We start from the raw sequence: 24,852 nt of genomic DNA on the forward strand, positions 1-24,852 counted from the left end.
GGGTCAAATCACGAGACTGGCGCGCAGATCCCGCCCGCCGCGCGCAATCCGGTCTGCCATGCTCAAGCTGTTCCGCGCCTTCTGGCTGCGCCCGCATCTGCTCTGCGCGATCCTAGTGGCGATCGCCGCCGCCCTGCTGGTGCCGGGCCTCGATCCCGGGATGCGGCTGCTGACCGGCTGGTGCGCCGGCGTGATCGTCCATGCCGGGCTGGTCGTGCGCCGGGCGACCGGGCAGAGCCGGGACGCCATGCGCCGCGAGGCCGCACGGCTCGACGACAGCGCCGGGGTGATCACGGTCTTCGCCCTGCTGGCGGCGGCGGCAAGCCTCGGCTCGGTGGCGGTGCTGGTGGTCGGCGGCCGCATCGCCGGACCCGGGGAGCGCTACGCCCTCGCGCTCGCCGGCGCGAGCCTGCTCTGCACCTGGGTGTTCGTGCAGATGATCTTCACCGTGCACTACGCCCACGTCTATTACGGCACCGAGGACGAGGCCGGCGCCGAGCGCGGTGGGTTGGACTTCCACGGCGAGACCGAGCCGGATTTCTGGGACTTCCTGTATTTCACCGTGACCATCGGGGCGGCGGCGGCCACCTCCGACACCAATCTCACCAGCAAGCGCATGCGCCGGATCGCCACCGCGCAGACGATCGGCGCCTACCTGTTCAACACCGGCATCCTGGCGCTGGTGGTCAACATGGCCGCGGGCCTCGCGCCGCACTGACGCCGGTTGAGGCCGGGGCCGCCAGGGGCTAACCCCGGCGCTCCGCTGACCCGCCCTCGCGCCCCGTCAGGACAACATGATTCCGATCTCCCGGCGGGCCGCCGCCGTCCAGCCGTTCCTCGCCATGGACGTCATGGCCGCGGCCGCCGCCAAGGCCCGGCGCGGCGATGACGTGGTGCGCATGGAGGTCGGCCAGCCCTCGGCCCCGGCCCCGCGGGCGGTGATCGCTGCGACGCAGGCGGCGCTCGCCACCGGCCGGGTGCCCTATACCGAGGCGCTGGGCCTACCGGCCCTGCGCGAGCGCATCGCCCGGGACTATGCCGAGCGCCACGGCGTCGCGGTGAGCCCGGAGCGGGTGATCATCACCACCGGCTCCTCGGCGGGCTTCGTGCTCGCCTTCATGAGCCTGTTCGATGCCGGCGCCCGGGTGGCGGTGCCGCAGCCGGGCTATCCGGCCTATCGCAGCATCCTGGCGTCCCTCGATCTCGTGCCGGCCCCGATGGTGCTGCGCGACGAGGACCGCTTCGCCCCGACCGCCGCGCTCCTTCGGGAAACCCATGCCCGCGCCCCGGTGGCCGGCGCCCTGGTGATGAGCCCCGCCAACCCCTCCGGCACGGTGATCACGGAAGCCGCGTTGCGCGACCTCTGCGCGGCCACCCGGGAGCTGGGCCTGCCGCTGATCTCGGACGAGATCTATCACGGCCTCAGCTACGGCCAGCCGACCATCACCGCCCTGCGGTTCGATCCCGACGCCTTGGTGATCAACTCCTTCTCGAAATACCACTGCATGACCGGCTGGCGCGTCGGCTGGATGGTGGTGCCGGAGGTCCTGGTCCGCCCGATCGAGCGGCTGGCGCAGAACCTGTACATCTCGGCGCCCTACCTCTCGCAGGTCGGCGCGCTGGCGGCGCTCGACGCCACGGACGAGCTCGACGCGGTGCGCGACGGCTATGCCCGCAACCGGGCGATCCTGCTCGACGCGCTGCCCGGCCTCGGTCTCGGGCGCGTGCACCCGGCCGACGGCGCCTTCTACCTCTACGCGGACGTGGCGAACCTCACCAACGACGCCACCGGTTTCTGCCGGCGCATGCTCGACGAGGCCAACGTCGCCGCGACCCCGGGGCTCGATTTCGACCCGGATCTCGGCCACCACCATGTCCGGTTCTCGTTCGCCGGCTCCGAGGCCGAGTGCCACGAGGCGGTGGCGCGGCTGCGGAACTGGCTGCGCTGAATCTTCAAGCGGCTTCCACCGGCACCAGGGCGCGGACCGCCTCGGGCAGCTCCGAAAAATGCTCGATCACCCGGTCGGGCCCGAGCTCGGTCACCGGCTTGTCGGTATAGCCGAAGGTCACCGCCACCACCGGGATGCCGGCGGCCTTGGCGGTGTCGATGTCGGTGCGCGAATCGCCGACCATGACGGCCCGGGCCGGGTCGCCCCCGGCGCGCTCGATCGTGCCGGTGAGGTGGCTCGGGTCGGGCTTGTAGGCCGGGAAGGTGTCGCGCCCGCAGATCGCCGCGAAGCGGTGGCCGATCCCGAGCAGGCGCAGCAGCTCCACCGACTGGCCCTCGAACTTGTTGGTGCAGACCGCCAGCCGGAAGCCCGCCGCCTCCAGCGCATCCAGCGCCTCCACCACCCCGGGATAGAGGTGCGACGTGTCGGCGAGGTGCTTGCCGTAATGGGCGATGAAGACCTCGAACAGGCGCTCGTGATCCTCCGGCGAGAGCGCGCGGCCCTCCGCCTCGAAGCCGCGCCGGATCAGCGCCTTGGCGCCCGCGCCGATCAGGCCGCGGGCCTGGGACAGGGGCAGCTCGGCCAGGCCCTCGCGCTTCATCAGCACGTTGAGGGTACCGATCAGGTCGCCCGCGGTCTCGGCCAGGGTTCCGTCCAGGTCGAACACGGCGATCGGCGGACGGGCGGTCGAGTCGGGCGGCATCTGATCGGGCTCCTGCTGGGATACGGCCTCGCTAAAGCCGGCCGGACCCGGCGGCAAGGCGGCGCGGCGCCCCACACTCGCCCGAAAGCCCAGCGAAAGGCTGGGCGCGTCAGCTCCCGGATCCCGCGATGAAACCGTCTCTGCCCCTTCTTGCCCTCTGCCTCGCGCTGGCGAGCGCGCCGGCCGCCGCGACCTCATTCGAGTTCGTGCCCGCGCCGCAGACCGACCTCAACCGGATGTACCGGGTCGACAAGGTCACCGGCGAGGTGACCTCGTGCCAGTACGGGCTGCAGGAATCGGCCGGCGGCATCGGACAGACCGTGTGCTTCGGCCCCGGGGAGGGCGCCGGCCCGCAGGCACCGTCGGAATACGGGCTGGTGGCGAGCCGCCACACCCGCGAGGCCGGCGTGTTCCGGGTCAATTACCGCACCGGCGAGATGAGCATCTGCTTCGTGCTCGTGAAGAAGGAGCAGGTGGTCTGCACCCAGCAGGCCAAGCCCGGCGCCGAGGCGAGTTCCGACGCGCCGCTCACCGGGCCGGCCCCCGGCCGGGCCGGGGCCAGCGCCACGCCGGCACAGGGCGGACGCTTTTGAAGCCACCCGTCCTGCGGAGGCGTTCCGGTCCGCCCTGCGGCGTGCTAGGGGCCGCGCGACCGCCTCAGGAAGCCCGGCTGCCCCGCATGCGCGACATCTCGATCCACCCCGCCGACCGGGCAGCCCGGCCGTGAGCGGGCCGGACCTGCGCCGGGCGGCGGCGTCGCGCGCCCTCGACCTGGTCGAGCCCGGCATGCGGCTCGGCCTCGGCACCGGCTCGACCGCGGCTGCGTTCGTGGCCCTGCTCGGCGAGCGGGTCCGCGACGGGCTCGACATCGTCGGCGTGCCGACCTCGGAAGCGACGCGGCTCCAGGCCGAGGGCCTCGGCATCCGCCTCGCCACGCTCGACGAGCAGCCCGAGCTCGACCTGACCATCGACGGCGCCGACGAGGTCGACGACCAGCTGCGCCTGATCAAGGGCGGCGGCGCCGCGCTGCTGCGGGAGAAGATCGTCGCCTGCGCCAGCCGCCGCATGGTGGTGATCGCCGACGCGGCCAAGCACGTCGCCCGGCTCGGCGCCTTCCCGCTGCCGATCGAGGTGAACCTGTTCGGCCTGACCGCGACCCAGCGCGCCGTCGAGGCGGCCGTCGCCCGGGTCGGCTGCTCCGGCCCGGTCCGGCTGCGCCGCGACCCGGCCGGCAAGCCGCTGCTGACCGATGGCGGTCATCACATCCTCGACGCCCATCTCGGCGCCATCCCCGATCCGGACGCGCTCGGGGCCGCCCTCTGGGCGGTGCCGGGCGTGGTCGAGCACGGCCTGTTCCTCGGCATCGCCGACGCCGCGATCCTCGCGGCGAATCGGGACGGGCAGGCCGAGGTCACCGTTCTCGGCAGCTTGGTCTGAAGCGCCATACTCCTCGCAGGAACGTTCAGCATGTCCCGTCGCCTCACCGCCGCGCTCGGCCTGGCCCTCGCCGCGGTCACGATCCTCCCGCTTGCGGCCTCGGCCCAGGCGAACAAGACGGCCCCCGCCAAGCCGGCGGCGCAGCCGAACACGCCGGCCGCCGCGACGCCGACCTACACGCCGAGCCATCTGGCTCTCGCGCGCGAGGTGATGCTCAGCTCCGGCATCGCCCGCTCGTTCGATTCGGTCCTGCCGGCCTTCGCCGACCAGATCCGCAAGCAGACCGTGACCCGCCCCGAGCTGACTAAGGATCTCGACGAGGTCCTGGCCTCCCTTCAGCCGGAGATGGAGCTGCAGAAGCAGCGCATGATCGACATCGCCGCCCGCACCTACGCGGCGAAGTTCCCGGAGCCCGAGTTGAAGGAGATCGCGACCTTCTTCCGCTCGCCGGCCGGCAAGCACTACGTCGAGGCCCAGCCGCAGCTCCTCGACGAGATGGTGCAGGAGATGCAGGACTGGACGCAGGAAGTGTCCGAATACGTCATGGTCCGGGTCCGGGCCGAGATGGGCAAGCGCGGCCACCAGATGCAGTGAGGATTGCGCCGGCGGATCGACCGCCACGCCGACGACCTCGGCCCGCGAAAACCGCGACGCGCCCCCTCTCCCGTGCGGGAGAGGGTTGGGGTGAGGGACCAGGGTCTTCCGGAACGGTCGCACCCCTCACCCTGTCCCTCTCCCGCACGGGAGAGGGGACCCGCGCCACGACCGAAGATGTGTGAACATCCTCGCTCGATGACGGGGGCGCCTTGGACATCCGATGCCGTTGAACTCCATGCCGGCGCGCGCGCACGGTCAGACACGTTCCGCGCAGACGACCCACCGCCTCTACGCGGCCGGCGCGACGCTGCTCGCCGTCCTGCCGCTGACGATGGTGCTCGCCAACCGGTCGAGCCCGGCCGTCATCGGCCTCGCCGCGCTCGCCTACCTCGCCGCACGCTGGGTCGAGGATCGGCACAGCCTGGTCCCAAGCCTGCTGGCGCCGCTTCGGACGCCGCTCGGCCTCGCGACGGTCGCCTTCCTGGCCTGGTGCCTCGTCTCCTTCGCCTGGAGCCCGTTCCCAGCCGCGTCGCTGCGGGTGTTGGGCGAGTTCCTGCCCACCCTGATCGCCGCCTATCTGCTGGCCTGCCTCGCCCCGGGCCGGATCCCGGATTTCGCGCCCCGTCTCGCAGCGGCGGCAATCGGGCTGGCGGGCCTGATCATCGCCATCGACCTCGCCTCGGACCTCGCCCTCGAACGCGCGCTCGGGCGCCGGGTCGCGGCCTTCGTCCACAATCGGCCGGCCCTGACCCTCGATCTCGTGGCTGGCCCCGTGGCCCTCGTGCTCTGGCGGACCCGCGCCCGAGGCCTCGCGGCCCTTGCCTTGATGGGCGCTGCCCTGGGCGTGCTGCGCTCGATCAGCGGCGCCGCGCAGCTCGGCCTGCTGGCCGGAGCCGGGCTGTTCGCCCTGGCCCGGCTGCTGCCCCGGCGGGCCGGCATCGGTCTGGCGGGCCTGGGCCTCGGCCTCGCCGTGGCCCTCGCGCCCGTGGAGGGCGACCTGCTCGCCAAGGTCATGCCCGAGGCGGCGCATGAGCGCCTGGTCCAGTCCTCCTCTCGGGCCCGGGTCGCCATCGCCCGGAGCTTCGGCGCGGCCGTCGCGGACGATCCGTGGCGCGGAGCCGGGTTCGGCACCAGCGCGCGCTTCGCCGAGACCCCGGTGGCCGGCACGGTCGCGCCGGAGATGCGGATCCTCCTCGGGGTCGGCCACCCGCATAACAGCTTCCTGCAGGTCTGGGCCGAGCTGGGATTGCCCGGCGCGCTCCTGGGAACATTTGTCCTGCTGCTGATGCTCGGCCGGGTCGCCGGGCTACCGCAGCCCGACCGGGCCGCGGCACTGGGTCTCGTCGCCTGCGCGGCCGCCATCGCGTTCGTCGAGCACAATGGCTGGGCGGCGTGGTGGACGGCCGGGCTCGGCGCTGCCATCACCTGGATGCGTGCGGCTGCGCCGCGCGCCGCCGCGACGGAACCCGAGATGGACGGCCCCGCATGAGCGCCTTCGACGTCGACCTCTTCGTCATCGGCGGCGGCTCGGGGGGCGTCCGCGCCGCCCGGATCGCGTCCGGCTACGGCGCCAAGGTGATGCTGGCCGAGGAATACCGGGTCGGCGGCACCTGCGTCATCCGCGGCTGCGTGCCCAAGAAGCTCATGGTCTATGCCGGCCGCTTCGCCGACGAGTTCGAGGACGCCGCGGGCTTCGGCTGGACGGTCGAGCGCCCGCGCTTCGACTGGCGCGTCCTCAAGCAGCGCCGCGACGCCGAGGTGACCCGGCTCGAAGGGATCTACGACACCAACCTGATGCGCGCCGGCGTCGAGATCGTGCCCGAGCGCGCCGTGATCGAGGATCCACATACGATCCGCCTGCTCGGATCGGACCGGATCGTCCGGGCCGAACGGATCCTGGTGGCGGTCGGCGGGCATCCGGTGAAGGAGCCCGCGGTGCCCGGGATCGAGTTGGCGATCACCTCGAACGAGGTGTTCGAGCTGGAGAGCCTGCCCGAGCGCATCCTGGTGATCGGCGGCGGCTATATCGCGGTCGAGTTCGCGGGCGTCTTCGCGGCGTTGGGCAGCCGCACGACCCTGCTCCACCGGGGCGACCGTCTGCTGCGCGGCTTCGACGACGAGGTCCGCGACGCCCTCGCCGAGGCCTATGGCCGGCGCATGGACCTGCGGCTCGGCCGCACGCTGACCCGGATCGACCGGCGCGCCGACGGGCTGTGCGCGCGCCTCGACGACGGCTCCGAGATCCTGGCCGATCAGGTCCTGGTGGCCACTGGCCGGCGCCCGAACGTCGCCGGGCTCGGGCTGGAAAAGGTCGGGATCGAGACCGACGCCGCCGGGGCGATCCCGGTCGACGCCTATTCCCAGACCTCGGTCCCCTCGATCTACGCGGTCGGCGACGTCACCAACCGCGCCAACCTGACCCCCGTGGCGATCCGCGAGGGCCACGCCTTCGCCGACACGGTCTACGGCGGCAAGCCGTCCTGCGTCGACCACCGGCTGATCCCGACCGCGGTGTTCTCGACCCCCGAGATCGGGATCGTCGGCCATACCGAGGCCGCCGCCCGGGAGATCTACGGCAAGATCGACGTCTACAAGGCGCGCTTCCGGCCGATGAAGGCGACGCTCTCAGGCCGCGAGGAGCGGATCCTCATGAAGGTGCTGGTCGATTGCGCCAGCGACCGGGTCGTCGGCGTCCACCTCTTCGGCCACGATGCCGGCGAGCTGATCCAGGCGGTCGGCATCGCGGTCACGATGGGCGCCACCAAGGCGGATTTCGACCGCACGATCGCGGTCCACCCGACCGCCGCCGAGGAGCTCGTGACCATGCGGGTGCCGGAGGTGACCAAGCATCCCGTAGGGGTCGGTTAAGTTCGCCGCGTCGCGGGGTCTCGACGCGGTGCGCGGCCGAGCCATATCAGGGTCATGGGCAAGCAGGGCGCAGGCAAGGGCAATCGCGAGGACGACGCGCACGCGCGCCGTCAGGCGATCATCGACGGCCTGCTGGCCGATGCGCTGCGGCCGGCCTTCAGCTACCGGGTCCCCAGCCACGACGCGCTGCCCGCCGACATCCGCCGGGCGATCGACCGGCTGCTCGCCAAGGCCGAGACCCTGCGCAGCCGCTGCCTCACCTACGACGACCTCGAGGAAGCGCTGCCCCCCCGCGACGTCTCCGCGGAGGATCTGGAGGCGATCTTCTGGATCCTGGCCGAGCACGGGATCGAGGTCGAGGACGGCGAGGCGTGAGGCCAGACCAATCTCAAGACTTCGCCTGCCGGATCGGCGAAGAAACGTCCGCCGAGCGCTGAGCTCAGCCGCGCCAGACAAACAACTCTGCTTCAGGCTCCTGCCTGCCCTCAGGAATCCGGCACTCGCAAGGGCCCGGGAACCTCTCTATAAGCCGCGCTTCGCGCGTCACGCGCGATCGCACGAAGGATGTGCGCGGAGAGAGGTCATGGCCGAGCGTTGGACACCGAAGAACTGGCGGAACCTGCCGATCCAGCAGGTCCCCGCCTATCCGGATTCGGCGGCGCTGCAGGCGGTCGAGACCCAGATCGCGAGCTTTCCGCCGCTGGTCTTTGCCGGTGAGGCCCGCAAGCTGAAGACGGCGCTCGGGCGCGTCGCGGCCGGCGAAGCCTTTCTGCTCCAGGGCGGCGACTGCGCCGAGAGCTTCGACGAGCATTCGGCCGACAACATCCGCGACTTCTTCCGGGTGTTCCTGCAGATGGCGATGGTGCTCACCTTCGCGGGCGGCTCGCCCGTGGTGAAGGTCGGGCGCATCGCCGGGCAGTTCGCCAAGCCGCGCTCCTCGCCGACCGAGACCCTCGATGGCGTGAGCCTTCCGAGCTACCGGGGCGACATCGTCAACGGCATCGGCTTCAGCGAGGAGGCCCGCACGCCGGACCCGCGCCGCCAGCTCGAGGCCTACCGGCAATCGGCCGCGACCCTGAACCTGCTGCGCGCCTTCGCCACCGGCGGCTACGCCAACCTGGAGAACGCGCATCGCTGGATGCTGGGCTTCGTGAAGGATTCGCCGCAATCCTCGCGCTACCAGGATGTCGCCGGCCGCATGACCGACGCGCTCGACTTCATGCGGGCGATCGGCATCAACCCGGAGACGCATCCGGAGGTGCGGACCACCGACTTCTACACGAGCCACGAGGCCCTGCTGCTCGGCTACGAGGAGGCGCTGACCCGCGTCGACTCGACCACGGGCGATTGGTACGCGACCTCCGGGCACATGCTCTGGATCGGCGACCGGACCCGGCAGCCGGACCATGCCCATGTCGAGTACGCCCGCGGGATCAAGAACCCGATCGGCCTGAAATGCGGCCCGTCCATGCAGGCGGACGGCCTGATCCGGCTGATCGACCTGCTGAACCCGGAGAACGAGCCCGGCCGTCTGAGCCTGATCTGCCGGTTCGGCGCCGACAAGGTCGGCGACCACCTGCCGGGCCTGATCCGGGCGGTCGAGCGGGAAGGGCGGTCCGTAGTCTGGATCTGCGACCCGATGCACGGCAACACCGTCGCGGCCGGCCGCTACAAGACCCGGCCGTTCGACCGGGTGATGCAGGAGATCGAGGGCTTCTTCGGCGTCCATCGGGCCGAGGGCACGTTCGCGGGCGGCATCCATCTCGAGATGACCGGCAAGGACGTGACCGAGTGCACCGGCGGCGCCCGGGCGCTCACCGCCGACGACCTGCAGGACCGCTACCACACCTACTGCGACCCGCGCCTCAACGCCGAGCAGGCGCTGGAGGTGGCGTTCCGCACGGCCGAGCTGGTCAAGGCCGAGCGCAGCCATGTGGAGCGTCCGCGCCTCGACGCGGCCGAGTGAGGCGCTGCGCCAATCCCTCCCCCGCCACGGGGGAGGGGCCCGTCAGGCGATCGCCCGGGCGGCGCCGTTCCAGCGCTGGATGACCTCGCCCACCTGGCAGACCGGGACCGGGCGGCTGATCAGGTAGCCCTGGACCTCGTCGCAGCCCTCCGCGCGCAGATGCGCGAGCTGGGCCTCGGTCTCCACGCCCTCGGCGGTGGTGGTCATCCCGAGGCTGGTACCGAGCCCGATCACCGCGCGGACGATGAAGTCGGTCCCGTCCTTCAGGCACAGGTCGCGCACGAAGGATTGGTCGATCTTGATCTTGTCGAACGGGAAGCTGCGCAGGTAGCTCAGCGACGAGTAGCCGGTGCCGAAATCGTCCATCGAGACCCGCACGCCCAGCGCCTTGAGGCTGTGCAGGATCGCGGTGGTGGCGCCGGGATTGGCGACCAGCACGGATTCGGTGATCTCGAGCTCCAGCCGGCGGCCGGGCAGGCCGGTCCGGCGCAGGGCCTCGCGCACCGCGGTCACCAGGCTCGCCGAGGTGAACTGCACCGCCGAGACGTTCACCGCGACCTTGAGCCCGTCCGGCCAGCGGGCGGCCTCCTCGCAGGCCCGGCGCAGCACCCATTCGCCGAGCGGGACGATCAGGCCGAGCTCCTCGGCGATCGGGATGAACTCGGCGGGCGAGACGAAGCCGCGGCTCGGGTGGTTCCAGCGCAGCAGGGCCTCGAAGCCGCAGATCCGGTCCGTGGCGAGGCTGTAGATCGGCTGGTAGTAGACCTCGAACGCCTCGCGGGCCAGCGCGTCGCGCAGGTCGCGCTCCAGCATGCGCCGGGCCTGGAGACGGGCATCCATCTCGGGCTCGAAGAACCGGAACGAGCCCCGGGCCTCGGTCTTGCCGCGGTCGAGGGCGACCTCGGCGTTCTTCAGGAGCTTCTCGCAGCTCGCACCGTCGCCCGGCGCCAGGGTGATGCCGATGGTCAGCCCGACGCTGATCTCGTGGTTGCTCAGGCTGTAGGGCGCGCTCAGCACCTCGAGGATCCGCCGGGCCAGGATCGCGGCCTCCTCCGGCCGGTCGACGCCCCGCTGGACGACGATGAACTCGTCGGCCCCGAGCCGGGCGACGCAGTCGACCTCGCGCACGCAGGCGGTCAGCCGGGCGCCGACCGCGGCCAGAAGCTCGTCCCCGACCCCGTGCCCCAGGGTCTCGTTCACCGGCCGGAAATCGTCGAGGTCGATGGCGAAGACCGCGAAGCCCGCATCGCGCCCGGCCTGGGCCACCGCCAGGTCGATCTGCTGGCCCAGAGCCTCCCGGTTCGGCAGCCCGGTCACCGTGTCGTGATGCGCCAGGAAGGCGATGCGCGCCTCGGCCCGCCGGCGCTCGGTGACGTCCTCGTAGGTCGCCACGAAGCCGCCATCGGCGGTCTCGCGCCGGTCGATCGAGACCGTGCGGCCGTTGGCGAGTTCCTGGAACTGCGTGTGCCAGGTGCCGCCGCGATGCGCCTCGTGCTCCTGGCGGAGGAGGGCGGCGAGGTCGCTGCCCGGATGGTTGCCGGCCGCGAGGCTCACCCGCAGCACGTCCTGCGCGGACATCCCGGGGACGATCGCACCGGCGGGCAGGCCGTAGATCTCGCTGTAGCGGCGGTTCACCACCATCAGACGGTGCTGGGCATCGTAGAGGCACAGCCCCTGGGACATGTTGTCCAGAGCCGCGTCGAGCCGCAGGTTGGTTGCGGTGAGCCGGTCCTCCTGCTCCTTGAGCAGGCTGATGTCGCTGCACACCGCCACGAAGCCGCCCTGCTGGGTGGCGCTGCGGCTCACCCGCAACCAGCGCCCGTCGGCCAGCCGGATCTCGCCGTCGCGGGCGAGCGCCCGGAAGCACTCGTCGAGATTCGGCGAGCCGGGGGCGGGGCGTGACAGGGACAGGCCGGCCGCGATCGCGGCCTCCAGCCCGTCGAAGAAGTGCAGCGCCTGGGTGTTGGCGAGCGCGATGACGCCCTCGGCATCGACCACGATCACGCCCTCGCGGGAGGTCTGGAGCGCGTCGGTCACCAGGGCCTCGGCGACGCGGCGCTGGCTGACCTCGCGCTGCATCATCGCCCGGATGTTGTCGCGCATCACCGCCATAGAGCGCAGCAGGCTGCCGAGCTCGTCGCGACCGCCGGCCGGGATCCGGTCGTCGAGCCGGCCGCTGGCGATCCGCTCCGCCGCCGCCGAGGCATCCGCCAGGGGTCCGGTGATGCGACGGTTGAGCAGCCAGGCGATCATCGCACAGGCGAACACGGCCAGCCCCGCCACGATGGCGTTGACCTGCATCTCCCGGGCGACGAGCATCCGGGCGGCCTGCCGGAAGGTGAAGCCGTCGCCCGCGGTGTAGTTGACCAGAAGGTCGATCTGGCCGTCCACCACGTTGGCCTGATGGTCCAGGGCGTCCCAGCGCTCGGGCCGGGCTGTGGCCGGATCGAGGCCGCGGCGCATCTCCTCCCAGGTGGCCACTGCGGCCTGGACAGCCCCGGCGGTGCGCACCGACCGGTCCGATTGCGAGCGCTCGACCGCGATGGTCAGGTCCTCGGAGAGGGTGGTCGAGAGCTCGGCGATCTCGGCATCGAGCTTGGTCGCCGCGGCGGCGTCGCGGGCATGGGTCCGGCGCGCGAAGGCGCTGCGCATCTTGGCGAAATCCGCCGCGGTCGCCCGGGCGTAATTGATCGACATCAGCGACTCGTCATAGGTGCGATTGACGAGCGCCCCGACATGCGAGATCGCCACGACAGCGTAGAGGCCGAGCGCGCCGGACAGCAGGCTCATGCCCAGGAAGGCCACGAAGATCCGGCCGCGGATCGTGGCGGGCAGTCCCGCGATGCCGCGCACGGCGCGCATCGAACCCGAGGGTTCGCGTTCGTCCGTCGCTCTCTCGGGGTCTCGCATCGCACCGGGCCGCCGTGTGACAGGTGCAGCGGACCGTAATTGCTACATGTTAAGACGCGATTAGCCGGGTGGATTGCCGAATCGATGCGTGAACAACCGTTTTGGTATCGCGATCACTGCCCAAACAGCCGAAATGGCCGGAACACGAGGCATCGCGAAAATGATTTCTCAATAAAATCTCAGGTAGATTGCCGCGACGAGCCCGAGGAACAGCATGCCCCCCGCAGCGTCGAGTTTGTTCGCACAGCCCCGCGGGCGATCGGCCCTGCCGGCTTTCGCCGCTCTGGCGCTGGGGATGATCTGCGGATTGATCCTGATCGGCGATCTCGAAGCCTCCGGGCTGATGGTGTCGCAGAAGGGCCGGGCGTTCCAGCCGGGCAACCTCGCGTTGAGCCGGGGCGAGACGGTGATGTTCGTCAACGACGACAGCGACCTGCTGCATCACGTCTTCGTCGAATCGGACACGTTCAGCTTCGATTCCGGCGACCAGGAGCCGGGCAGCCGCACGCCGGTCACCTTCACCGAGCGCGGCACCTTCCAAGTGCTGTGCGGCATCCATCCGAAGATGAAGCTGGTGGTGAAGGTGAATTGAACCCCTTCGATGGGGTGACGCGGTCGCGGTTCGATCGCTCGCCGTCCTTGCGCGCAGCAAAGCAATCTAGGGCGATGCGCGCGGCCCGAATATCGTGTTTCCCTGGGTTGCTTCGCTGCGCTCACAATGACGGTTGATGCGTAGACCAGCATCGATCCCCTCATCTCGAAAACCCGCGGCAGCGGGCCTCGACGGAGCCCTCCGGAAGCCGCGCGATTTCGGGAGGCCGTGTTCGAGGCCCCCTCTGCTCCGTCGCCTCAGGATGGCGGGTTGGGTGGGAGGGGCGGCAGAGGCCCGCTTCAAGACCGACCGGAAGCCCTTACCGCTCCGCCGCCCGGATCGGCCTGGCCTGGGGCGTGGGCTTCACGCGCTCGATCGTCTGGCCGTCGCGCAGCTCCGGGGGCGGGCTGAAGACGATGTGGCTGTCGGCCGCCAAGCCCGATTCGAGTTCGAGCACCCGCCCGAGATCGCGCCGCACCTTGATCGTCCGCCAAGTCACCCGGTCGTCCTCGCCGACCTCGGCGACCTGGAGGCCGTTGCTCTTGAACACCGTCGCCTCGGCCGGGACCGCGACGCTCTCCTCGGTGCGCGGGATCTTCAGGGTCACGGCCGCGTAGAGCCCCGCCCGCAGGGCCCGGTCGGGGTTGGGCACGTCGACCTGCGTGGTCAGGGTGCGCGAGGCGGCGTTGAGCGCCACCGAGCTGCGCTCGACGAAGCCGCCGAAGCGCCGCCCCGGGATCTGAGGCACGCTGATCTCGGCCTGGACGCCCGGCTTGACGCCGACCGCATCGTTCTGCGGCACGTTCACGGTGATGCGGAGCGTGCTGTCCTGGTCCATGCTGAGCAGCGGCGTGCCGCCGTTGTCGGCTTTGACCAGATCGCCGACATCGACGTTGCGGGTCGTGACCACGCCGTCGAACGGCGCGACCACCCGCTCGAACGCGGTAAGCGCCTTCAGCCGCTCGACCACCGCCTCCTGCGACTTGATGTTGGCGGTGGCGACCTTCACCCCCGCCTCGGCGGCCGCCAGGGTCGCGGCCTGCGACAGGACGCCGGCCTGCGACGTGTCGGCATTCTGGCGCGAGGCCCAGCCCTGGACCGCCAGGGTCGAGGTGCGGTTGTTGGTCAGGTTCGCGAGATTGACGTTGGCGCGGGCCTGCTCGACCTGCGCCTGGGCCTGGAGCAATTGCGCCCGCAGCTGGCCGACCTGCGCCTCGGCCTGGACGAGCTGCTGGTCGAGATCCGGGGCGGCGATGCGCAGGAGCAGGTCGCCGGCCTTGACGCGGGAGCCGATATCGACCCGCCGCTCGGCGATGTAGCCGGTGGCGCGGGCGGCGATCGACGCGGTGGCGAAGGCCTGGGTCTCGCCTGGCAGGGTGAGATCGAGCGGCCCGTCCGCCCGTTCCGCCACAATGGTGCGCAGCTGGGGCACCAGGGTCTTGATCCCCTCCAGCGTTGCGGTGGCCTCGACGTCCCGCTGCCAGTGATTGTAGGCGCCGTAGCCGAGCAGGCCGGCGGCCACCAGCCCGACCAGGAGGAACGGGGCGAATCCGGGGGCCGGGGGAATCTCTCGGGTGTCGCCCTGCGCCGCGTCGTGCGCCTTCATCGATCGGCTCTCCACCCCGAGCAGCGCCCGGCTCGCACCAGGGTAGCGGGCAAAGTCCGTGCCGACCAGCGCGAGGCTTCGACGCAGCGGGCGCTAGCGCGCCGCCGGACCTTGCAGGCGCAGGCGCCCGGTGAGGCGCTTGTGCAGGTGGACCATCAGGGCGATCCCGAACAGCGGGGTCAGCAGGTTGAGGATCGGCACGACCATCATCGCCGACATCAGGCAGCCCGCGCTCAACGTGCGGATCGCGAAGGTCCGGCGCATCGCGGCGGCCTCGGGCAACGACCGGAACCGGGCCGCCGCCATCTCGAAATATTCCCGGGCCAGCAGGTAGGCGTTGGCGCCGAAGAACGCCGCGATCCCGATCACCGGCACGAAGAAGATCACCAGGGCCGCCAGGTTGACCAGCAGGGTCACACCCGCGAAGCGGACCGCGTAGAACATCGCGGTGCCGAGCGGCATCGGCCGGCCCGGGGGATCGTTCGGGAAATCCGTGCGCTCGACGATCGCGGCGGCGTCGTCGAGGAAGAAGCCCGCCACCAGGATCGAGATCGCCGGCATGAGATAGGCCAGCACCACGAACAGGCCGAACCCGGCCAGGTAGTAGGCGAGGCTGTCGAGGATCGGGTACTGGGCGGAGATGTGGTGGCTCGCCTGGAAGGCCTGGACCAGACGGGTCAGGCCGAGCCACAGCAGGACCAGGAGCCCGAGCGTCAGGCCCAGGGACTTCCACAGGATCGCCCGCAGGGGCGGGGAGAAGGTCTGGCGCAAAGCCGCCGCGGCGGACTCGACGATCATCGGGCGGGGTTTCCGGCTTGCGAGCGCGCCGCCGGGGGAACCCGCAGGGGCGCATGAGGTCGGGATTCGGGCGCCGGACCCGGCGCGGCAGCGTTGTGAAGGGGTGCGGCCACCGGCGCAAGGCCGGGCGCCGCCGCACCGGAGCGAGCGGACAGGAGCGCGCGTGCAGGACGCCAGGATGACGGCCTCGACCTCGACGACTTCTCCCCGGGCAGCCGAGCGGCACTCGGCGGACCCGCCGCACACGCCCGATTACCGGCCGCGCCTCGCGCCGCTGCCCCAGGATCCGGAGGTGCTGGTGATCGGCGCGGGCGCCGCCGGCATCGGGGCGGCCCGGACCCTGGTGGAGCGGGGCGTAAGCGTCGCGGTGCTTGAGGCGCGCGACCGGATCGGCGGCCGGGCCTTCACGGTCTCGCTGCGCGGCCACGCCCTCGATCTGGGGGCGCATTGGCTCCATGCCGGGCCGATCAACCCGCTGGTGGCCCTCGGCCGGGCGCGCGGGGAGCGCCTGAAGCTGGCGCCCCAGGAAAGCCATGTCTGGGTCGACCGCCGCCGTGGCCGCCCCGACGAGGTCCGGGCCAATGCCCGAGCCTTCGACCGGGCCGACCGGGCGATGACCCGCGGCGCCGCGCAGCCGGGGCCGGACCGGCCGGCGGGAAGCGCCCTGCCGCCGGGCCTCGGCCCCTGGGGATCCCGGGTGGCGCAGGTCCACGGCCTGGTCTCGGGCCGGCCGCTCGGCGAGGTGTCGCTGCACGACTTCCCGAGCCTAGAATACAGCGAGAACTTCTTCCTGGCCGGGGGCTACGGCAATTACCTCGCCCGGCTCGCCAACGACCTGCCGGTGGCGCTCTCGAGCCCCGTGACCCGCATCGACTGGTCGGACGGGCGCGTGCGCGTGGAGACCGCCGGCGGCGCGGAATACCGGGCCCGGGCGGTGATCGTGACGGTGCCGGTCATGGTGCTGCGCGACGGGCCTTCCTTCTCGCCGCCGCTGCCGAACGCGGTCCGGGCGGCGATCGACGGCTTCTCCACCGGCCTCTACGAGCACGCCGTGCTGCACTGGCCGTCGAGCCCGTTCCAGGGCCGCGACCGGCTGGCGGCGATCCACGGCACGCGGCGCTCGCCCCCCGGCCTGCTCACCCGCATCGACGGCACGCCGTTCCACTATTACGAGCTCGACGTGCACGAGGCCGAGGCGCTCGACGCGGCCGGGTCCGGGCCCGATGGGGTGCGCCGCCACGTCCGCTCGGTCCTGGCCGAGCAGTTCGGCCGGGCGCGGCTGCGCGACCTGACCATCCCGGCGGTGAGCGCCTGGCGGCACGATCCGTGGGCGCGCGGCTCCTGGGCTGTGGTGCCCCCCGGCCACGCGCCGGCCCGCGCGTTCCTGCAGGCGCCGCTCGCCGACACGGTCTGGTTCGCCGGGGAGGCGCTGTCGCGGCTGCAATGGGGCACGGTCGGGGGCGCCTACGAGGAGGGCACCCGCGCCGCCGCGGACGCCGCCGAGCGTATCCGCGCGGGCACAGGCTGAGGCGCACGCGCGTCGCCCGCCGCCGCGCGTCTTGCCGGAGCCCGGCGGGACGGGCATCCCGCTCAAGGCTCGGGAGCTGGCGGAGGCGCGCGTGGATTGGATTGAGGCGATCGGCTACCTCGGTACCGCGCTGACCATCTCGGCCTCGGCGATGAGCACCATGATCCCGCTGCGGATCATCTCGCTCTGCGCCAGCTGCGCGGTGATCACCTACGGGATCCTGATCGGCAGCATGCCGGTGGTGCTCACTGAGGCGATCCAGATCCCGTTCAACGCCTACCGGCTCTGGCAGATGATGCGCCTGGTGCGCGACGTCGAGACCGCCGCCGACGGCAACCTCTCCCTCGAGTGGCTGCGCCCGTTCGGGTCGCAGCGCCGATTCGGGATCGGCGAGGTGGTGTTCCGCAAGGGCGATGCCGCGGGCGAGATGTACTACGTCGAGAGCGGCGCGTTCCGGATCCCCGAAGTCGGGATCGAGGTGCGCAAGGGCGGGATCGTCGGCGAGCTCGGCCTGCTCGCGCCCGGCAACACCCGGACCGCCTCGCTGATCTGCATCGAGGCCGGCAACGCGCTGTGCGTGTCCTATTCCGACGTGAAGCAGCTCTATTACCAGAACCCGGAATTCGGGTTCTACTTCCTCAAGCTGACCAGCGAGCGGCTGTTCCAGAGCGTCCAGACCGCGCCGCAGCCCGTGGCCGCCCGCGGCGACGCGCTGTAGCGCCGCCGCTCGGGATCAGAGCATGCTCGGCAGGATCCGGTCCGGCGGCCGGTGGCCGTCCATGAAGGTCTTGATGTTGATGATGACCTTCTCGCCCATGTCGGTGCGGCTTTCATAGGTGGCCGAGCCCATATGGGGCAGCAGCACGACCTTGCCCTGGCGGGCGAGCTTCACCAGGCGCGGGCTCACAGCCGGCTCCTGCTCGAACACGTCGAGGCCGGCCGCCGAGACGTCGCCCGCCTCGATCAGCCGGGCGAGCGCGTTCTCGTCGATCACCTCGCCGCGCGCGGTGTTGACCACGATCGCCTCGGGCTTGAGCAGCTTGAGCCGCCGGGCCGAGAGCAGGTGGTAGGTCGCGGGCGTGTGCGGGCAGTTCACCGACACGATGTCGACCCGGGCCAGCATCTGGTCGAGGGATTCCCAGTAGGTTGCGTCGAGCGCGCTCTCGATCGCGGCCGGGACCCGGCGGCGGTTGTGATAATGGACCTGGAGGCCGAAGGCGCGGGCGCGCTTGGCGAGCGCCTGGCCGATCCGGCCCATGCCGACGATGCCGAGCCGCTTGCCGGTGATCCGCCGGCCGAGCATCCAGGTCGGCGACCAGCCCGTGGTCCAGTCGTCGTCCGGGATGATCCGGGCGCCCTCGGTGACCCGGCGGGCCACCGCCAGGATGAGCGCCATGGTCATGTCGGCGGTGTCCTCGGTCAGGACGCCGGGGGTGTTGGTGACCGTGATGCCGCGCTCGAGGGCGGCGGCCACGTCGATATGGTCGACGCCGTTGCCGAAATTCGCGATCAGCCGCAGGTTCGGGCCGGCCTGGGCCAGCAGCCCGGCATCGATCTCGTCGGTGACGGTCGGGACCAGCACGTCGGCCTCGCGCAGGGCCGCCGCGAGGGCGTCCGGCGGCATCGCGGAATCGTCGGGACTGAGCCGCACGTCGAACAGCTCGCGCATCCGCGTCTCGACGGCATCCGGCAGGCGCCGCGTCACGACCACCAGCGGCTTGCGCTTCGACACGTCTCTCTCCCCGTCAGCCTCGCGGCCGTGTTGGCGATCCCCGCCCGGCAGCCCAGATCCGGACCATCCGCGGCAAGCGTCCGTTAACCGAACTCGGCCAGACAGGTCGGGTGCGAGGCACCTGTCCCGGAGCCTGTTCCGACCCGTCGGCCTCTCTACCAGAGGTGGGCCGGAACACAATCGGAAGCCGCCTGCCACGGGGCTGCGCCGTCGCGATCCGGGCGACCGCGCAGCGTCTCGCCGGGCGGTGCCGGATGCGGGATCGAGAACCCGAGCGGATCGGCCCCAGACGAGTCCGCGCGGCAACGTTCCATGGGGGTAGGGAGAGGACCATGCGCGCGTCACGCCTCAGCTTCGCCGTCGCGGCTTTGCTCCTGAGCGGTTTGTCCTTCGCGAACGCGGCCCCGCCGCCCTCCGCGCCGGAGACCGGCATCGGCCCCGTCACCAAGCTGCCGCTGCCCCGCTACGCCAGCCTCAAGACCGACCGCGTCAACCTGCGCGAAGGGCCCTCCAAGGATCACCGCACCCTCTGGGTGTTCCAGCGCGCCGGCCTGCCGGTGGAGATCGTCGGCGAGTTCGAGACCTGGCGGCGGATCCGCGACTCGGAGGGCACCGAGGGCTGGGTGCTGCATTCCCTTCTGTCGGGACGGCGCACCGCGATCGTGAATGCCGGCCCCGACAAGGGCGCCGAGAAGGCCGCGATCTCGCTGCGCGCCAAGGCCGACGAGGGCGCCGAGGACGAGGCTCGGCTCCAGACCGGCGTCATCGGCAACGTGAAGAGCTGCACCGGCACCTGGTGCCGCCTGATCGTCGCCCTGCCCAACCGCCGGGACGTGGACGGCTATATCCGCCAGAACCGCCTCTGGGGCGTCTATCCGAACGAGGTCGTGGAGTAAGGTTTTTCGTTTCCGGGGAGGGGCCCCGGGCAACGCCGTTTGGCTCAATTCGACGACCAGATCTGCGCCGCGCCTTCCACCCCCCATCCTGAAGTGGCGGCGGAGCGTCGCCCGGGAAGGAGCCGTCAAGAACCCGCGCGAGCTCTGGAGCCCTCCTTCAAGGCCTCCGCTGCGCTCCGTCGCCTCGGGATGAGGGGGGAGGGGTGGGGGGATTCAGAACGGATCGCCGAACCGCATCCGGCACCACCCCCACCTCCAACGCCGCCCCACAAGGGTGGAGAAGAGCGCATTCCGCTTTTCGGAGAACGATGCGTGAATGCTGCAGCCCGTGCAGGAGATGGTTGGGTTGAGGGACAGACCTTTCTGGAGAGGTCGCGTCCCTCACCCTGTCCCTCTCCCGCACTGGCCACGGGTTACACAGGTTGGAATTTTCGCCTCCCTGGCCCGGCAAGCTCAGTCTTCTACTTCAAGTAAAGGTTCGACCGAGGCCGCCACGCCCCGTCATCCCGGGGCCGCGCAGCGGAGCCCGGGATCCAGAGCCGCCGGCGAACCACGCTCTTGCACTGACGGCGTTTCTGGATTCCGGGCTCGCCCGCGGCGCCCCGGAATGACGGCGCAGGTAACAGGTATGGCGCGTCGAGCCTTGGGCGACAGATCTTCCAACCTGTGTAGCGCGGAGCCCGCACGGGAGAGGGGACCCGCGATGCATCCGGAAACGACCGATGCGCAACAAAAAAGCCGCCCGAAACCGGGCGGCTTGATCTCGACGCGAGCGGCCGAAGCCCTCGAAAAAATCAGCTCTGGCGGCGGCCGGCGGGGCGAGCGCGGCGCAGACGGACGATCACCTCGACGCCGGCGATCTCCATGCCCTCGGGGGCCTCGGGCAGCGAATCGACCGTGATGCCGCAATCCGGCATGTCGATCACCTGGTTCTCGTCCTCGAGGTAGAAGTGGTGGTGCTCGCTCGGGTTCGTGTCGAAATAGGCCTTCGACCCGTCGAGCGCGAGCTGGCGCAGCAGGCCGGCTTCGGTGAACTGATGGAGCGTGTTGTAGACGGTGGCCAGAGAGACCGGCACCTTGGCGCGCATCGCCTCGTCGTACAGCATCTCGGCGGTCAGGTGGCGGTCGCCGCGGCCGAACAGGAGCCAGCCGAGGGACAGGCGCTGACGGGTCGGACGCAGGCCGGCCCGGCGCAGACGGTCGCGCAGGTCCGACAGCGGACAGCCGCGGCGCGGCATCCCGTTGGCTTCCAGCTGGGGGGCGGGCACCCGGCCGTTGAGGATCGCCTGGAGTGGCAGCAGTTCGGACATTTTGGGACTGAACGCTCGACGAGGACCCTGAAGGAATGGGATTCGTTGCATTATATGGAAGTGGTCATCCGGTCGCAACCCGAGCCGCCTCGGACCCGGTGCGAAGTCGTTGATGGCTTTGAAGGCGCTGCGCCCCGTGCTAACCCGCGCGCCGAAGAACCGGGCGACTGGCGCATGGCGCGCACCCGCCCCGTCAAGAGAGTCCAGAGGAAACAGCCACCTTCATGCCGACAGACGCCGAGACGCCAGAACAGGCCGCGAGCCGCAAGTCGCACTATTCCTACGAGGATCTACTGGCCTGCGGGCGCGGCGAACTCTTCGGCGTGGGTAATGCACAGCTTCCGCTGCCGCCGATGCTGATGTTCGACCGCATCACCAGCATCGGCCAGGAGGGCGGTGCCCACGGCAAGGGCCATGTCACGGCCGAGCTCGACATCCGTCCCGACCTCTGGTTCTTCCCCTGCCACTTCCAGGGCGACCCGGTGATGCCGGGCTGCCTCGGGCTCGACGCCCTGTGGCAGATGCTGGGCTTCCATCTCGGCTGGCTCGGTTCGCCGGGCCGCGGCCGGGCGCTCGGCGTCGGCGAGGTGAAGCTCGCCGGCCAAGTCCTGCCGACCATGAAGAAGGTCGTCTACAACGTCGACGTGAAGCGGGTCCGCCAGGGCAAGCTGGTGCTGGGCATCGGCGACGGCTGGCTGGAGGCCGACGGCGAGCGCGTCTATCAGGTCCAGGATATGCGGGTCGGCCTGTTCCAGAGCTGATCGAGCCCGGTTCGGGGGCGTCTTTCGCATCCGGCGGCAACGCCGGACGCCCTCGGCAGTTGAGATTATGTCCGCGTCACCTTAGCTGACCGGGACGCGGCGCGGGCGACCGACGCCGCGACGGAGGAATCGTCACGACCATGCGCCGCGTCGTCATCACCGGGATGGGCATCGTCTCGTCCATCGGCAACAATCCGCAGGAGGTCCTGACCTCCCTCCGTGAGGCGCGCTCGGGCATCGCGCGCGACGCGAGCTATGCCGAGCACCATTTCCGCAGCCAGGTGTCGGGCCGGCCCAGCCTCGATCCCGAGGGGGTGGTGGACCGGCGCGCCATGCGCTTCCACGGCGGCGGGTCCGCCTGGAACCACGTCGCCATGGATCAGGCGATCCAGGATTCCGGACTCGAACAGGCCGACATCTCGCACGAGCGCACCGGCATCATCATGGGCTCGGGCGGCCCCTCGACCCGGGTGATCGTCGATGCCGCCGCCATCACCCGCGACAAGGGGCCGAAGCGGATCGGTCCCTTCGCGGTCCCGAAGGCGATGTCCTCGACCGCCTCGGCGACGCTGGCGACCTGGTTCAAGATCCGCGGCGTGAACTACTCGATCTCGTCGGCCTGCGCGACGTCCAACCATTGCATCGGCAACGCCGCGGAGATCATCCAGGGCGGCCGGCAGGACGTCATCTTTGCGGGCGGCTGCGAGGATCTCGACTGGACGCTCTCGGCCCTGTTCGACGCCATGGGCGCCATGTCGTCGAAGTACAACGACACCCCGGCCCGGGCCTCCCGCGCCTACGACGCCAACCGTGACGGCTTCGTCATCGCCGGCGGCGCCGGCGTGCTGGTCCTCGAAGAGCTGGAGCACGCCAAGGCCCGCGGCGCGAAGATCTACGGCGAGGTCGCCGGCTACGGCGCCACCTCGGACGGCCACGACATGGTCGCCCCGTCCGGTGAGGGCGCGGTGCGCTGCATGCGCCAGGCGATGGAAGGCCTGAAGGGCGCGCGGATCGACTACATCAACCCGCACGCGACCTCGACGCCCGTCGGCGACGACAAGGAGATCGAGGCGATTCGCGAGGTGTTCGGCCGCGGCGAGGATTGCCCGCCGATCTCGGCGACCAAGTCGCTGACCGGCCATTCGCTGGGCGCCACCGGCGTGCAGGAGGCGATCTACAGCCTCCTGATGATGCAGTACGACTTCATCTGCGAGAGCGCGCATATCGACACGATCGATCCCGCCTTCGCCGACATGCCGATCCTGCGCCAGCGCCGGGACCAGGCCAAGCTCGGCCACGTCCTGACCAACTCCTTCGGCTTCGGCGGCACCAACGCCACCCTGGTCCTGAAGCACGTAGACGCTTGACAGTCTCATTTCGGAACCACCCCGTGCGAGGCGGCGTTTACCGTCCGTTGAATGGGGTGGTGACCATGGGTACTTTCCTGATCGGTGCACTGAGCGGCCTGATGATCGCAGGTTGCGCCGCGATCTACGCCAAGCAAGCGCTGATCGAGGAGGCCCGTTCGCATACGGACGGGTATTTCTAGGCGGCCCTTCCACCCTGCGATGAACGCCCCGCCCGCCGGCGGGGCTTTTTTTTTGGCCCGATCCCGGGGCCGTGCGGTTTGGAACGCGCGCCAAGCCGCGCTAAGGCACCTGCGTCGCGGTGTCGTCGTTCACCGCATCGCGGCCCGTTCCGGTTTCCCCGGCGCGGCGTGCTCGTACGGAATGTGAGTCGGCATGACAGGTTTGATGGCGGGCAAGCGCGGCCTGATCATGGGCGTCGCCAACGATCACTCGATCGCCTGGGGCATCGCCCGGATCCTCCACGCCCACGGCGCCAAGCTCGCCTTCACCTATCAGGGCGAGGCCCTGGGCCGGCGGGTCGCCCCCCTGGCGGCGCGGGTCGATTCGGACATCGTGCTGCCCTGCGACGTGGAGGATATCGCCTCGGTGGATGCCACCTTCGCGGCCCTCGACGAACGCTTCGACGGCGGGCTCGACTTCGTGGTCCACGCCATCGGCTTCTCCGACAAGGCGCAGCTCAAGGGCCGCTACGTCGACGTCACCACCCGCGAGAACTTCGCGCGCACCCTGACGATCTCGTGCTTCTCCTTCACCGAGATCGCCCAGCGGGCCGCCAAGCGGATGACGAAGGGCGGCTCCCTGCTGACCCTCACCTACGGTGGCTCAACGCGGGTCATGCCGAACTACAACGTGATGGGCGTGGCGAAGGCGGCGCTGGAAGCCTCGGTCCGCTACCTGGCGAGCGATCTCGGCCCGGACGGGATCCGGGTCAACGCCCTCTCGGCCGGCCCGATGCGGACGCTAGCCGGCGCCGGCATCGCCGACGCCCGCCTGATGTTCAACCATCAGGCCGCCCACGCCCCGCTGCGCCGCACCGTCAGCCTCGACGATGTCGGCGGCTCGGCCCTCTACCTGCTGTCGCCGCTCTCCGGCGGCGTCACCGGCGAGGTCCATTTCGTCGATGCCGGCTACAACATCATCTCGATGCCGCGCCCCGACGTGCTCCAGGCCCAGGACGCGGCCGGCGTCGTCGGCGATGCCTGAGGCCTGAGCCGGCTATTCCTCGGGGATCCGGCCGGGCGGGAGCGGGCCCCGGCCGCGCTCGCGCTCGCGCTCGGTCCGGACCGGGCGCCGCTGATGCTCGGCCCGCACCTCGTCGGGAGTCGGCGGGGCCGAGGGATAATTCGAAGCGAACGGGTTGGGCGGCGCAGACCGCGAAGAGCCGCCGAAGAGCGTGTCGAAAAAACCCTCCGCCGCGTGCGCATGCGTCGAAGCGACGAGGAGGCCGAGAGCCAGGATCGGGCGAAGGAGCGTCGTCATGCGGCGCCCGTAGCCCGACTTTCCGGCGGATCGGAGGCCGCGCGGGAACCCCGCGGCGCGCGACGGGTTCGCGCTCAACACAACCGCGTGCGTACAGGAGTCGCAATGTCCGAGGTTACCTATCGCATCGTCGAGCACGATGGCGGCTTCGCCTACAAGGTCGGCGACGTGTTCTCCGAGACCTTCCCGAGCCGCGAGGAGGCCCTCCAGGCCGCCCAGGCGGCGGCCGCCGAGCAGCAGGTCCCCGGCTCCACCGAGGGCATCCGCTACCAGGATCAGGCCGGCAGCTGGCACGACGAGACCGCGCAGGGCAGCGATCGCCCCCGCGCCAAGGTTGTGGACTGATCGGA

24 protein-coding genes are annotated in these 24,852 nt (G+C 70.9%); 17 read left to right on the forward strand and 7 right to left on the reverse strand.

The features are described from left to right. Positions 1-58 precede the first annotated feature (58 nt). On the forward strand, positions 59-718 hold the full coding sequence (locus LGR69_RS16880; protein ID WP_007559750.1) for a DUF1345 domain-containing protein: 660 nt from the start codon (positions 59-61) through the stop codon (positions 716-718). 76 nt (positions 719-794) lie between these two features. Next, positions 795-1,949: a pyridoxal phosphate-dependent aminotransferase gene (locus LGR69_RS16885; RefSeq protein ID WP_230366741.1), complete on the forward strand. Its 1,155-nt coding sequence runs from the start codon at positions 795-797 to the stop codon at positions 1,947-1,949. A gap of 4 nt (positions 1,950-1,953) precedes the next feature. On the opposite strand, the gene gph is transcribed toward LGR69_RS16885, so the two are convergent. Next, entirely contained in the window at positions 1,954-2,652 is a 699-nt protein-coding gene (gene gph / locus LGR69_RS16890) for a phosphoglycolate phosphatase (RefSeq protein WP_230366742.1), read from the reverse strand. Positions 2,653-2,780: 128 nt separating this feature from the next. On the opposite strand from gph, the gene LGR69_RS16895 reads away from it, so the two are divergent. The 7 genes from LGR69_RS16895 to LGR69_RS16925 all read left to right on the forward strand — a co-directional run bounded on the left by LGR69_RS16895 (position 2,781) and on the right by LGR69_RS16925 (position 9,520). After that, positions 2,781-3,245 carry a hypothetical protein gene (locus LGR69_RS16895; protein WP_007559769.1) on the forward strand — a complete coding sequence of 155 codons (465 nt, stop codon included), beginning with the start codon at positions 2,781-2,783 and terminating at the stop codon, positions 3,243-3,245. 130 nt (positions 3,246-3,375) lie between these two features. Beyond that, a complete protein-coding gene (gene rpiA / locus LGR69_RS16900) occupies positions 3,376-4,089 on the forward strand; it encodes a ribose-5-phosphate isomerase RpiA (RefSeq protein ID WP_007559775.1) in 714 nt (237 codons plus the stop codon). Between the two features lie 30 nt (positions 4,090-4,119). Then, entirely contained in the window at positions 4,120-4,683 is a 564-nt protein-coding gene (locus tag LGR69_RS16905) for a DUF2059 domain-containing protein (RefSeq protein WP_230366743.1), read from the forward strand. A 223-nt stretch (positions 4,684-4,906) separates the two neighbouring features. After that, a complete protein-coding gene (locus tag LGR69_RS16910) occupies positions 4,907-6,175 on the forward strand; it encodes an O-antigen ligase family protein (RefSeq protein ID WP_370881383.1) in 1,269 nt (422 codons plus the stop codon). Next, complete coding sequence (gene gor / locus LGR69_RS16915) at positions 6,172-7,554, forward strand: glutathione-disulfide reductase (RefSeq protein ID WP_230366744.1); 1,383 nt, start codon at positions 6,172-6,174, stop codon at positions 7,552-7,554. The genes LGR69_RS16910 and gor overlap by 4 nt, the downstream gene beginning before the upstream one ends. 54 nt (positions 7,555-7,608) lie before the next feature. Continuing rightward, positions 7,609-7,929 (forward strand): RNA polymerase sigma factor region1.1 domain-containing protein, encoded by a 321-nt coding sequence (locus LGR69_RS16920; protein ID WP_007559779.1) that lies wholly within the window; start codon positions 7,609-7,611, stop codon positions 7,927-7,929. Positions 7,930-8,137: 208 nt separating this feature from the next. After that, complete coding sequence (locus LGR69_RS16925; RefSeq protein ID WP_091862246.1) at positions 8,138-9,520, forward strand: class II 3-deoxy-7-phosphoheptulonate synthase; 1,383 nt, start codon at positions 8,138-8,140, stop codon at positions 9,518-9,520. Positions 9,521-9,562: 42 nt separating this feature from the next. On the opposite strand, the gene LGR69_RS16930 is transcribed toward LGR69_RS16925, so the two are convergent. Beyond that, positions 9,563-12,430 carry an EAL domain-containing protein gene (locus LGR69_RS16930; RefSeq protein ID WP_370881384.1) on the reverse strand — a complete coding sequence of 956 codons (2,868 nt, stop codon included), beginning with the start codon at positions 12,428-12,430 and terminating at the stop codon, positions 9,563-9,565. 214 nt (positions 12,431-12,644) lie between these two features. Here LGR69_RS16930 and LGR69_RS16935 point away from each other — a divergent pair, with 214 nt between their 5' ends. Then, positions 12,645-13,022: a plastocyanin/azurin family copper-binding protein gene (locus LGR69_RS16935; protein ID WP_007559784.1), complete on the forward strand. Its 378-nt coding sequence runs from the start codon at positions 12,645-12,647 to the stop codon at positions 13,020-13,022. Positions 13,023-13,341: 319 nt separating this feature from the next. Here LGR69_RS16935 and LGR69_RS16940 read toward each other — a convergent pair whose 3' ends face one another. After that, entirely contained in the window at positions 13,342-14,628 is a 1,287-nt protein-coding gene (locus tag LGR69_RS16940; protein WP_007559786.1) for an efflux RND transporter periplasmic adaptor subunit, read from the reverse strand. A 93-nt stretch (positions 14,629-14,721) separates the two neighbouring features. After that, positions 14,722-15,426 (reverse strand): sulfate transporter family protein, encoded by a 705-nt coding sequence (locus tag LGR69_RS16945; RefSeq protein WP_007559788.1) that lies wholly within the window; start codon positions 15,424-15,426, stop codon positions 14,722-14,724. Positions 15,427-15,604: 178 nt separating this feature from the next. Here LGR69_RS16945 and LGR69_RS16950 point away from each other — a divergent pair, with 178 nt between their 5' ends. Together LGR69_RS16950 and LGR69_RS16955 are read left to right on the forward strand one after the other, a co-directional pair. Next, a complete protein-coding gene (locus LGR69_RS16950; protein ID WP_230366746.1) occupies positions 15,605-16,954 on the forward strand; it encodes a flavin monoamine oxidase family protein in 1,350 nt (449 codons plus the stop codon). 91 nt (positions 16,955-17,045) lie between these two features. Continuing rightward, the gene (locus LGR69_RS16955) at positions 17,046-17,672 is read left to right on the forward strand and encodes a cyclic nucleotide-binding domain-containing protein (RefSeq protein ID WP_050732350.1); all 627 of its coding nucleotides are present in this window, start codon (positions 17,046-17,048) and stop codon (positions 17,670-17,672) included. Between the two features lie 15 nt (positions 17,673-17,687). On the opposite strand, the gene LGR69_RS16960 is transcribed toward LGR69_RS16955, so the two are convergent. Beyond that, entirely contained in the window at positions 17,688-18,686 is a 999-nt protein-coding gene (locus LGR69_RS16960) for a 2-hydroxyacid dehydrogenase (protein ID WP_007559794.1), read from the reverse strand. Between the two features lie 332 nt (positions 18,687-19,018). Between LGR69_RS16960 and LGR69_RS16965 the strand changes: the two genes are divergently transcribed. After that, positions 19,019-19,582, forward strand: coding sequence for an SH3 domain-containing protein (locus LGR69_RS16965; RefSeq protein ID WP_050732348.1), 564 nt, complete (start codon positions 19,019-19,021; stop codon positions 19,580-19,582). 794 nt (positions 19,583-20,376) lie between these two features. Here the strand turns inward: LGR69_RS16965 and irr are convergent. Further along, positions 20,377-20,892 (reverse strand): Fur family transcriptional regulator Irr, encoded by a 516-nt coding sequence (gene irr, locus LGR69_RS16970; protein WP_007559805.1) that lies wholly within the window; start codon positions 20,890-20,892, stop codon positions 20,377-20,379. Positions 20,893-21,116: 224 nt separating this feature from the next. On the opposite strand from irr, the gene fabA reads away from it, so the two are divergent. From fabA to fabI, 3 genes are all read left to right on the forward strand, one after another. Continuing rightward, positions 21,117-21,653, forward strand: coding sequence for a 3-hydroxyacyl-[acyl-carrier-protein] dehydratase FabA (gene fabA, locus LGR69_RS16975; protein WP_230366747.1), 537 nt, complete (start codon positions 21,117-21,119; stop codon positions 21,651-21,653). A 140-nt stretch (positions 21,654-21,793) separates the two neighbouring features. Beyond that, complete coding sequence (gene fabB, locus LGR69_RS16980; RefSeq protein WP_230366748.1) at positions 21,794-23,020, forward strand: beta-ketoacyl-ACP synthase I; 1,227 nt, start codon at positions 21,794-21,796, stop codon at positions 23,018-23,020. Between the two features lie 375 nt (positions 23,021-23,395). After that, positions 23,396-24,226 (forward strand): enoyl-ACP reductase FabI, encoded by an 831-nt coding sequence (fabI, locus tag LGR69_RS16985; RefSeq protein WP_230366749.1) that lies wholly within the window; start codon positions 23,396-23,398, stop codon positions 24,224-24,226. Positions 24,227-24,238: 12 nt separating this feature from the next. Here the strand turns inward: fabI and LGR69_RS16990 are convergent, their stop codons facing one another. Continuing rightward, positions 24,239-24,502, reverse strand: coding sequence for a hypothetical protein (locus LGR69_RS16990; RefSeq protein WP_230366750.1), 264 nt, complete (start codon positions 24,500-24,502; stop codon positions 24,239-24,241). Positions 24,503-24,607: 105 nt separating this feature from the next. Between LGR69_RS16990 and LGR69_RS16995 the strand changes: the two genes are divergently transcribed. Continuing rightward, the gene (locus tag LGR69_RS16995; protein ID WP_007559814.1) at positions 24,608-24,847 is read left to right on the forward strand and encodes a DUF2188 domain-containing protein; all 240 of its coding nucleotides are present in this window, start codon (positions 24,608-24,610) and stop codon (positions 24,845-24,847) included. Positions 24,848-24,852: the final 5 nt, after the last annotated feature.

The organism is Methylobacterium brachiatum, from assembly GCF_020523825.1.
Taxonomy (GTDB): Bacteria; Pseudomonadota; Alphaproteobacteria; order Rhizobiales; family Beijerinckiaceae; genus Methylobacterium; species Methylobacterium brachiatum.